Genomic DNA, 10,575 nt, shown 5'->3' on the forward strand with positions numbered 1-10,575 from the left:
CGCGCCCACCATGAGGACGGCGACCTGCGCAGCCATCCACCACCGGCGCCGCGCCACGGCGATCGCCACCGTCGCCAGCAGGACGAGCGCCACGTACCCGACGGACACCGGTTCGAGCACCTGCTCGTCGTACCGCCGCGGGTGCGGCCGTCGGCCGGGCTGCTCGCGGCGCTGTGGTCGGCCGCGGTGGGCGTCTCGACCGTGCTGTCGGGTGCGCACCGCCCGTCCGACGCCGTCGGTGGGCTCGCCCTGGTGCTCGCGGTGGCGGCGGCCGGCTGCGCGGTCGCCGCGCTCGTGGAGCGTCCGCGCCCGGCGCCCCGACCTGCGCGGTGGTGGGGTCTGCCGACGGCGGTGCTGGGTGTGGCGGCGCTCGTGTGCGGGGTCTTGGCGGCCGTCGTCCTGGCGCCTCTCGCCAGGGCCGGTGCGGCCGAGGGGCTCTCGGCGGGCCATGACGCGCTCGTCGGTGCGGTGCTCGCCGTCGCGGCCTCGGCTGCTGCCATGGCCGCGCTCGTCGGCTGGGTGCGGGGGGCTGCGGAGCGCGCGGCGACCCCCGTCGAGGCTGCTCCCGGCACACGACCTGCACGGCACCGACACTGACGAGTGCCGGACAGGTGCGTAGAGTGCGCTCCCCGGGGACTTCCTCGGCCGGTGGAGGCATGGAGCAGATGGCAGCAGGACGCAAGCTGGTGATCGTGGAGTCGCCGGCCAAGGCGCGGACGATCGCCGGATACCTGGGTGACGACTACGACGTCGAGGCCAGCGTCGGGCACATCCGTGACCTGCCGCAGCCCTCGGAGCTGCCCGCCGAGCTGAAGAAGGGCCCCTTCGGCAAGTTCGCGGTCGACGTGGAGAACGGGTTCGCGCCGTACTACGTCGTCGACGCGGACAAGAAGAAGAAGGTCGCGGAGCTGAAGAAGCTCCTCAAGGGTGCCGACGAGCTCTACCTGGCCACCGATGAGGACCGCGAGGGCGAGGCCATCGCCTGGCACCTGGAGCAGGAGCTCAAGCCCAAGGTCCCGGTCAAGCGGATGGTGTTCCACGAGATCACCCGCGAGGCCATCACCCGGGCGCTCACCCAGACCCGCCAGATCGACGAGCGTCTGGTCGACGCGCAGGAGACCCGTCGCATCCTCGACCGCCTCTACGGCTACGAGGTCTCGCCGGTCCTGTGGCGCAAGATCCGCCAGGGGCTGTCGGCCGGACGGGTGCAGTCCGTGGCGACCCGGCTCGTCGTCGAGCGGGAGCGCGAGCGGATGGCGTTCGTCGCCGCCGACTACGCCGATGTGGTCGGCACGTTCGCGGTGGCCGAGCCCGACGAGCCGGCGTTCCCGGCGCGGCTGACGGCGCTGGCTGGTCAGCGGGTCGCGACCGGCCGGGACTTCGACGACCACGGTGTGCTCACCGGCCGTGGCGTGGTGCATCTGTCCGCCGACGCCGCCCAGGGTGTCGTCGACGGCCTGGCCGACGCCTCGTTCGTCGTCCAGTCGCTCGACACCAAGCCGTACACCCGCCGCCCGGCCGCGCCGTTCACCACGTCGACGCTGCAGCAGGAGGCCGGCCGCAAGCTGCGGATGAGCGCCCGGCAGACCATGCGCACGGCGCAATCGTTGTACGAGAACGGCTACATCACCTACATGCGTACCGACTCCCCGGTGCTGTCGACGCAGGCTCTCGACGCTGCGCGCCGCCAGGCGGCCGAGCTGTACGGCCCCGAGTACGTGCCGGACGCCCCGCGGTTGTACGCCTCGAAGTCCAAGGGCGCCCAGGAGGCGCACGAGGCCATCCGGCCCGCCGGTGACCACTTCCGCACCCCGGCCCAGGTGGCCCGCGAGCTCACCGGTGACCAGTTCCGGCTCTACGAGCTCGTGTGGAAGCGCACGGTGGCCTCGCAGATGGCCGATGCGCGCGGCCAGACCGCCTCGGTGAAGCTGGCCGCGACGGTGGCCGGCACCGGGCAGGAGGCGGTGTTCTCCGCCTCGGGCACCGTCATCACGTTCCGCGGGTTCCTGGCCGCCTACGAGGAGGGTCGGGACGTCTCGCGGTACGAGGACGCCACCGACGACTCCCGGCTGCCGGCGATGGCCGCGGGCGACCCGCTCACGGCGTCCGGGCTGACCGCGGAGGCGCACCGCACGTCCCCGCCGCCCCGGTTCACCGAGGCCTCCCTGGTCAAGGCGCTCGAGGAGCGCGGCATCGGCCGCCCGTCGACGTACGCCGCGACCATCTCGACCATCCAGGACCGCGGCTACGTGACCAGCCGCGGCCAGGCGCTCGTGCCGTCGTGGCTGGCGTTCGCCGTGACCCGGCTGCTGGAGGAGAACTTCTCCCAGCTCGTCGACTACGACTTCACCGCCGAGATGGAGCTGGACCTCGACCAGATCGCGGCCGGCGAGCGCGGCCGGGCGGACTGGTTGGGGCAGTTCTACTTCGGCGCGGAGCAGGGCTCGGCAGTCGGGGCAGCCGGGGGGCTGCACGGCCTTGTGGCCAACCTGGGCGAGATCGACGCGCGCGAGGTGAACTCGATCGCCATCGGCGACGGCATCACGTTGCGGGTGGGGCGTTACGGCCCGTACCTGGAGGCGCCGCCGCTGCCGGGGTCCGAGGAGCCGCAGCGCGCCTCGGTGCCCGAGGACATGGCGCCGGACGAGCTCACCGTCGACAAGGCCCGTGAGCTGCTGGCCACCCAGCCCGAGGGTGACCAGGTGCTCGGCACCGACCCGGCGACCGGCACCCAGATCGTGGCGCGGACCGGCCGGTACGGGCCGTACGTCACCGAGCTGCTGCCCGAGCCGGAGCTCGACCCGTCGCTGAGCGCCGCGGCCCGCAAGAAGGCCCTCGCCGCCGCGCCCAAGCCGCGCACGGCCTCGCTGTTCAAGGACATGTCGCTGTCGACCGTGACGCTGGACGACGCGCTGCGGCTGCTGTCGCTGCCCCGCGTCGTCGGCACCGACGCCGAGGGTGTCCCGATCACGGCGCAGAACGGGCGCTACGGGCCCTACCTCAAGCGCGGCACGGACTCGCGGACGCTGGCCTCCGAAGAGCAGCTGTTCACGGTCACGCTGGAGGAGGCGTTGGCGATCTACGCCCAGCCCAAGCGCGGGCGCGGCCAGACCGCCGCCCCGCCGCTGCGCGAGCTCGGCGAGGACCCGACGTCCGGCAAGCCGATCGTGGTCAAGGACGGCCGGTTCGGGCCGTACGTGACCGACGGCGTGACGAACCGCACCCTGCCGCGGGACACGACGCCCGAGTCGATCACGCCGGAGCAGGCCATCGAGCTGCTCGCCGAGAAGCGTGCGGCCGGCCCGGCGAAGAAGAAGACCCCGGCGCGCCGCGCACCGGCCCCGCGCAAGAAGGCCGCCGCGAAGGCCTGACCCGTTGCCCGACGCGGGTCCGTGCGCAGCCCGGCGCACGGACCGGGTCGACGCGCGCCCTGCGCGGCCGGCCGGTCCTGGTCGAGGCCCGCGACACGGCCTGCCGCCGCCACTAGGTTGGGCGGCATGGCACGTACCGAGGACCCGCGCACCGCCCCTCCGATCCGCTGGGGCATCATCGGAGCCGGCGGGATCGCCGCCCAGTTCGCCCAGAACGTGGCGCAGCACACCCGTGCGCAGGTGGTCGCGATCGGTTCGCGCAACCGGGACCGCGCCGAGCGGTTCGCCACCGCCAACCACGTCCCGACGGCGCACACGTCGTACCGCGACCTCGTCGAGGACCCCCGGGTCGACGTGGTCTACGTCGCGAGCCCGCACTCCGAGCACCACAACCACGCCCTGCAGGCCATCAAGGCCGGCAAGCACGTGCTCGTCGAGAAGGCGTTCACGCGCAACCGGGCGGAGGCCCAGGAGGTCTTCGACGCGGCGGCTGCCGCGGGCGTCTTCGTCATGGAGGCGATGTGGACGCGGTTCCTGCCGCACGTCGCCGCGCTGCACCAGGTGATCGACAACGGTGAGATCGGCGAGATCGTCAACCTGCGGGCCGACCACGGCCAGTTCTTCGCCTACGACCCCAAGCACCGGCTGTACGCCCCCGAGCTGGCCGGTGGCGCGCTGCTCGACCTGGGCGTCTACCCGATCTCGTGGGCGCACGACTTCCTCGGGGTGCCGTCCGCGGTGCACGCCCGCGGCCAGCTCACCGAGACGAACGTCGACGGGCAGGTGTCGGTGATCGCCGAGTACGGCCCGCGCCAGCTCGCGACGATGTTCACCACGCTGTGGGCCAAGACCCCGACCACGTCCTCGATCTCGGGCACCGAGGGCCATGTGCGGGTCGCGGGGGACTTCTACGGGCCGACGTCCTTCCGGGTGACCCGGCGTGACGGGCGGGTCTGGACCTTCGACCAGCCGGTGCCCAAGGGCCTGCAGTACGAGGCGGCCGAGGTGTCCCGCTGCATCGCCGCCGGCAAGACGCAGAGCGAGCGGATGACCTGGCAGTCCACGCTGGACGTGATGGCCACGCTGGACGAGGTGCGCCGCCAGATCCAGGTGGCCTACCCCGGCGAGCAGCTCTGAGCGTGGCCGCAGGACTCTTCGTCTCGTTCGAGGGCGGCGACGGCGCCGGCAAGTCCACCCAGGTGCGCGCCCTGGCGGACTGGCTGACCGGGCAGGGCCGCACGGTGCTGCTCACGTTCGAACCGGGTGACACCGAGCTGGGCCGCACGTTGCGTGCCGCGGTGCTGCACGGGGAGGACGTGGACCCGCGCACCGAGGCGCTGCTGTACGCCACGGACCGGGCGCACCACGTGGCCAGCGTCGTGCGGCCGGCCCTGGCCCGCGGCGAGGTGGTCATCACCGACCGCTACCTCGACTCCTCGGTGGCCTACCAGGGCGTCGGACGCGGGCTGGGCGCGCAGACCATCGAGCAGCTGTCGCTGTGGGCGACCGGCGGGCTGCTGCCCGATCTCACGGTGCTGCTCGACCTGGACCCGACGGCGGGTCTGGCCCGGATCACCCGGGAGCCCGACCGGTTGGAACGCGGCGGCGACGAGTTCCATGCGACCACCCGCCAGGCCTTCCTCGACCGGGCGGCCGCCGACCCGGGGCGCTTCCTGGTGCTGGACGCGACGCGGCCGGTCGCGGACCTGGCGGCGCAGATCGCGCAGCGGGTCGGGCAGCTGCTGGCCCGGTGAGGTCCCGTCGGTGGGGGCTGGTACGTTCCGGCCGGGACGGGACGAGGTGGGCATGAGCGTCTGGGACGAGGTCGTGGGGCAGGAACCTGCCGTCGCGGTGCTCACCGGCGCCGTCGCCGATGTGCGGGCCATGACGCACGCCTGGCTGCTCACCGGACCGCCCGGGTCGGGCCGCTCGACGGCGGCGCGGGCGTTCGCGGCCGCCCTGCAGTGCCCGGACGGGGGCTGCGGCGCGTGCCACGAGTGCCGCACGGTGCTGGGCGGCACCCATGAGAACGTCACGGTGGTCGCCACCGAGGGGTTGTTCCTGCGGGTCGACGACACGCGCCCGCTCGTGCAGCTGGCCCAGCGTCCGCCGTCGGGCGGGCGGTGGCGGGTGATCGTGGTCGAGGACGCCGACCGGCTCAACGAGGCGTCGGGCAACGTGCTGCTCAAGGCCCTCGAGGAGCCCGCGTCGCGCACGGTGTGGGTGCTGTGCGCACCGAGCCCGGCCGATGTGCTCGTGACCATCCGGTCACGCTGCCGGCCGGTGGCGCTGCGGGTGCCGCCGGTGGAGGCCGTCGCCGCGCTGCTGGTCTCACGTGACGGTGCCGACCCGGCCGCGGCGCTCGCGGCGGCCCGGGCGGCCGGGTCGCACGTCGGGATCGCCCGCCGGCTGGCCCGCGACCCGCAGGTGCGTGAGCGCAGGTCGGCGGTGCTGCGCCTGGCGGGGCGGATCCGCGGGGTCGGTGACGCCGTGCTCGCGGCGGGGGAGCTGGTCGAGACGGCGCAGGCCGAGGCCGGTGCGACCACCACCGAGCGCGACGCCGCCGAACGGGCGCAGCTGCTGCGGGCACTGGGGGCCGACGGCGCACAACGTCTGCCACCGGCGCTGCGCTCGCAGGTGACCGATCTGGAGAAGGAGCAGAAGCGCCGGGCGACGCGCGCCCAGCGCGACGTGCTCGACCGGTCGATGGTGGACCTGCTCACGCTCTACCGGGACGTGCTCGTGCTGCAGCTGGGCGCGGGGGTCGACCTGGTGAACATCGAGCACGAGGACCTGGTGCGCGAGCTGGCGAGCGACAGCACGGCCGAGCAGACCCTGCGCCGGATGGACGCCGTGGGTCAGGCGCGCACCCGGCTGGCCGGCAACGTGGCGCCGCTGCTCGCGGCCGAGGCGATGATGGTCGCGCTGCGACCGCAGGGCTGAGGGTGTGGCCGTGAGTCCGAGTCCGGCGGGGCCCGTTCCCCGGTTTTCGTCGGCAGAGCAGGGGCGACGCGTCGTACGGTGTGCTGTGCCCATCGTCACGACCTCTCTGCGTCGCGCCCCTGTCCGTCTGGCCGCCGTCCTTGCGATCACCCTGCTCGCCGCCGGGTGCACGACCGCCAAGAACCAGTCCGCCGTCCCGACGGCCACGGCCCAGACCGCGCCGTCGGCGGACCTGCAGAGGTTCTACGACCAGACCCTGGACTGGAAGTCCTGCGACAGCGGGCTGCAGTGCGCCGACCTCACGGTGCCGCTGGACTACGCGGACCCGACCGGGCAGACGATCACGATCGCGGTGGCCCGCTCCCGGGCGAAGGACCCGCAGGCGTCGATGGTCATCAACCCGGGCGGGCCCGGGGCGTCCGGGATCTCCCTCATCAGCTCGATCGAGTCGCAGGTGGGCTCCGATGTGCGGCGCACGCTGGACATCGTCGGGTTCGACCCGCGCGGGGTGGGCAAGTCCGCGGCCGTGAGCTGCGTCTCGGACGCCAAGCTGGACGAGATCCTCGCGTTCGACGTCGACGGGGCGACCTCGGCCGGGCGCACCGCCGCCCAGGCGCTGTACACCCAGCTCGGCCAGGGCTGCCTCAAGCGGACGGGTCCCCTGCTGGGGCACGTCGACACCATCAGCGCGGCCAAGGACATGGACGTGCTGCGGGCGGCGCTCGGCGACCAGACCCTCACCTACCTGGGCTTCTCCTACGGCACCGAGCTGGGCGCCACGTACGCCGCGCTGTTCCCGACGAAGGCCGGGCGGCTCGTGCTCGACGGCGCGCTCGACCCGACCCTCACCCCGACGCAGCTGGCGGCCGGGCAGGCGCAGGGCTTCGAGAACGCGCTGCGGGCCTATGTGAAGGACTGCCAGTCCTCGTCGGGCTGCCCGCTGGAGGGCACGGTCGACGACGGGATGGCGCAGATCGGCTCGCTGCTGGACAAGGCGCGCACCCACCCGATGGAGACCGGCACCGACCGGTCCCTCACCGGGTCGCTCGCGTTCACCGGGGTCGCGCTGCCGCTGTACGCGCAGAGCTACTGGCCGGCGCTCACCGATGCGCTCACCCTCGCGCTGCGCAAGAACGACGGCTCGGGGCTGCTGCAGCTGTCCGACATCTACTCCGACCGCAGCTCGGACGGCACGTACTCGACGAACGCGATGGTGGCGTTCTGGTCCATCGGGTGCGCCGACAGCCGCGACGACCCCGACCCGGCCGCCATGGAGGCCCAGGCGCAGCAGGTGCGCGCGGTCGCGCCCACCGTCTGGAAGTTCTTCTCCTACGGGGCGCTGCTGTGCCAGAACTGGCCGACGCCGGCCGTCCCGCCGCTGCCGTCGTACGCCGCGGCGGGTGCACCGCCGATCCTCGTGGTCGGCACCACCAACGACCCGGCGACCCCGTACTCGTGGGCGCAGCAGCTGGCGTCGACGCTGGACTCCGGCGTGCTGCTGACCCGTCGGGGCGAGGGGCACACCGCCTACAGCTCGGGCAACGAGTGCATCGTCAAGGCCGTCGACGCCTTCCTGGTCGACGGGACGGTGCCGGCCGAGGGGACCACCTGCTGAGGCTTTGGACCGCGCCCTGCCCTGCGGGTACAGTGGGCGCGCCTCGTCGCCCTGGCGACGAACGCCGCCTTAGCTCAGTCGGTAGAGCGTCTCACTCGTAATGAGAAGGTCAAGAGTTCGATTCTCTTAGGCGGCTCCAGCAGTCCCCCTCGTCGTCGTGCGAGGCCTCCCGGCCGGTCCCAGGCTTCGATGGCACCATCGGACGATGCCCCGCATCGAGGACTACGCGCTGCTCGGTGACCTGCGCACGGCGGCGCTGGTGTCCACGGCCGGGTCGGTCGACTGGTTGTGCCTGCCGCGCTTCGACTCACCGGCGTGCTTCGCGGCGCTTCTGGACACCCCCGAGGCGGGGCAGTGGCAGCTCGCGCCGGTGGCGGGCGGCACGTGCAGCGCCCGCCGGTACGTGCCCGGCACGCTCGTGCTGCAGACCGACTGGCACACCCCGGACGGTGCGGTCCGGGTCACCGACCTCATGCCGCCGCGGGGTCGCTCGCGTGACCTGGTGCGCATCGTGGAGGGCCTGAGCGGCGCCGTCGAGGTGCGCTCGACGTTGCGGCTGCGCTTCGACTACGGCCAGGTGGTGCCGTGGGTGCGGCACCGGCCGGGGCAGATGGACGCCGTGGCGGGGCCCGACGCCGTCCGGCTGCGCACCCCGGCGCCGACCCGAGGGCAGGACTGGGCGACGGTCTCCGAGCTCACCGTGCGGGCGGGGGACCGCGTGCCGTTCGTGCTCACCTGGCACCCGAGCCACGAGCGGGTGCCGCCGGCCGTCGACGCCGAGCAGGCGCTGCGCGAGACCACCGCGTTCTGGACCGACTGGGTCGGGCGGGGGACCCCCGTCGTCGGGCCGCACCGGGAGGCGATCACACGGTCGCTGCTCACCCTCAAGGCGCTCACCTACGAACCGACCGGCGGGATCGTCGCGGCCCCGACGACGTCGTTGCCGGAGTGGCCCGGCGGCCCCCGCAACTGGGACTACCGGTTCTGCTGGCTGCGCGACTCGACCTACACGTTGCAGGCGATGATCTCCGCGGGCTACCTCGACGAGGCGAAGGCCTGGCGGGAGTGGCTGCTGCGCGCGGTGGCCGGCGACCCGGCGGAGCTGCAGATCATGTACGGCCTCGACGGCACCCGCCGGCTGCCCGAGTCCGAGCTGGGCTGGCTCGCCGGGTACGAGGGCTCCCGCCCGGTGCGCACCGGCAACGCCGCGTCCTCTCAGCTCCAGCTCGACGTCTGGGGGGAGACCCTCGACGGGCTGGCGCTGGCCCGCGACTGCGGCATCGGCCCGCACGACGACGCGTGGGACGTGCAGACCGCCCTCATGGACCATCTCGAGGGCGCCTGGGACCAGCCGGACAACGGGCTGTGGGAGATGCGCGGGCCGCGTCGGCACTTCACGCACTCGAAGGTGATGGCCTGGGTCGGCGCGGACCGGATGGTGCGCGCGGTGCGGAGCCGTCCGGGGCTCGGCGGGCCGGTGGACCGGTGGGCGACGGTCCGGGACGCGATCCACGCCGATGTGCTGGCGCACGGCTTCGACGCGGCGCGCGGCACGTTCACGCAGTCGTACGGGTCGACCGGTCTGGACGCGAGCCTGCTCATGATCCCGCGCGTCGGGTTCCTGCCCGCGACCGACCCCCGGGTGCTGGGCACCATCGACGCCGTCCAGCGTGAGCTCACCCAGGACGGGTTCGTGCTGCGCTACCAGACCGAGGAGGCCGACGACGGGCTCCCGCCGGGGGAGGGCATGTTCCTCGCCTGCTCGTTCTGGCTGGTCGACGCGCTGCACCTGGCCGGCCGGCGCCGCGAGGCGAGCGAGCTGTTCGGCCGGCTGCTCGCGCTGCGCAACGACGTCGGGCTGCTCAGCGAGGAGTGGGACCCGGTGGCGCGCCGCCAGCTGGGCAACACCCCGCAGGCGTTCAGCCACTTCGCGCTGGTGACCAGCGGTCTGCAGCTGCACGCCGGACGGGCGCACCGCAGCGACGAGCGCATCGTGCACCACCCCGCCGGCCAGATCTGACGGGGTGGTCGGGTCCTAGCGGGCGAACTTCCCCAGCAGCGCGCTGAGGTCGGCCGTCTTGCGCGCCAGCTCGTTGGTCGCCTCGCGGGCCTTGGCCGCGCCGCGGGTGGTCTCGTCGGCGGCTCCGGCCACCGCGACGATGTTCTGGGCGATCTCCCCGGAGCCGGTGGCGGCCTCGGCCACCGCGCGGTTGACCTCGTTGGTGGTCGCGGTCTGCCCGGCGGCGGGACGACGGTCCCGCGCTCACGGGTTCTCCCTTCGCGCTCCGGGGACGCCCGGGTGGTTCGGCGAAGGTGCTCTGACCTGCGTGGACGCGGCTGACCTCGGGCGGGTCGCGTGGGGCGTTGGTCCCGTGTGCGATCGGCGGAGTTCACCCGTGAGCGGGACCCCCGATCAGACGAGTCCCCGGTGGGCCGCGACCCCGCCGTCCCCGACGGCGTCCTGCGGAGCGGTGGCGTCCGGCGGATCGTGCGGATCCGCCGGACGCCACCGGTGGGGTGCGGCCGGCCCGCGCCCGCCGCGCCGCGGGCGCTAGGCCGTCGGCTCGGCCGGTGCGTGCAGCACGAGCGTCGCCCCACCGGTCTCGACCGCCTGCCGGGTGCGCAGCATGAGCAGCCCCGGCCGGG

General features: G+C 73.8%; 8 protein-coding genes and 1 tRNA gene. 8 read left to right on the top strand and 1 reads right to left on the bottom strand.

Annotated elements, in window-relative coordinates; genetic code table 11:
* Positions 1-141: 141 nt before the first annotated feature.
* The 8 genes from F2B26_RS11550 (at position 142) to F2B26_RS11585 (ending at position 9,949) form a co-directional block, all read left to right on the top strand.
* The gene (locus F2B26_RS11550; RefSeq protein ID WP_159809507.1) at positions 142-597 is read left to right on the top strand and encodes a hypothetical protein; all 456 of its coding nucleotides are present in this window, start codon (positions 142-144) and stop codon (positions 595-597) included.
* Between the two features lie 68 nt (positions 598-665).
* Positions 666-3,371, top strand: a complete 2,706-nt coding sequence (gene topA, locus F2B26_RS11555; protein ID WP_159809517.1) for a type I DNA topoisomerase — start codon at positions 666-668, stop codon at positions 3,369-3,371.
* Positions 3,372-3,497: 126 nt separating this feature from the next.
* Positions 3,498-4,508: a Gfo/Idh/MocA family protein gene (locus tag F2B26_RS11560; protein WP_159809509.1), complete on the top strand. Its 1,011-nt coding sequence runs from the start codon at positions 3,498-3,500 to the stop codon at positions 4,506-4,508.
* Positions 4,505-5,125: a dTMP kinase gene (gene tmk / locus F2B26_RS11565; RefSeq protein WP_159809519.1), complete on the top strand. Its 621-nt coding sequence runs from the start codon at positions 4,505-4,507 to the stop codon at positions 5,123-5,125. The genes F2B26_RS11560 and tmk overlap by 4 nt, the downstream gene beginning before the upstream one ends.
* A gap of 52 nt (positions 5,126-5,177) precedes the next feature.
* Positions 5,178-6,314 carry a DNA polymerase III subunit delta' gene (locus F2B26_RS11570; protein ID WP_159809511.1) on the top strand — a complete coding sequence of 379 codons (1,137 nt, stop codon included), beginning with the start codon at positions 5,178-5,180 and terminating at the stop codon, positions 6,312-6,314.
* A gap of 85 nt (positions 6,315-6,399) precedes the next feature.
* The gene (locus F2B26_RS11575) at positions 6,400-7,929 is read left to right on the top strand and encodes an alpha/beta hydrolase (protein ID WP_235929629.1); all 1,530 of its coding nucleotides are present in this window, start codon (positions 6,400-6,402) and stop codon (positions 7,927-7,929) included.
* A gap of 63 nt (positions 7,930-7,992) precedes the next feature.
* Positions 7,993-8,068: transfer RNA gene (locus F2B26_RS11580), tRNA-Thr, on the top strand.
* Positions 8,069-8,134: 66 nt separating this feature from the next.
* Positions 8,135-9,949 carry a glycoside hydrolase family 15 protein gene (locus tag F2B26_RS11585; RefSeq protein ID WP_159809513.1) on the top strand — a complete coding sequence of 605 codons (1,815 nt, stop codon included), beginning with the start codon at positions 8,135-8,137 and terminating at the stop codon, positions 9,947-9,949.
* Between the two features lie 15 nt (positions 9,950-9,964).
* On the opposite strand, the gene F2B26_RS11590 is transcribed toward F2B26_RS11585, so the two are convergent.
* Positions 9,965-10,132: a hypothetical protein gene (locus F2B26_RS11590; protein WP_159809515.1), complete on the bottom strand. Its 168-nt coding sequence runs from the start codon at positions 10,130-10,132 to the stop codon at positions 9,965-9,967.
* Positions 10,133-10,575: the final 443 nt, after the last annotated feature.

Origin of the sequence: Cellulomonas citrea, from assembly GCF_009829685.1 — a bacterium.
GTDB classification, from domain to species: Bacteria; Actinomycetota; Actinomycetes; order Actinomycetales; family Cellulomonadaceae; genus Cellulomonas; species Cellulomonas citrea.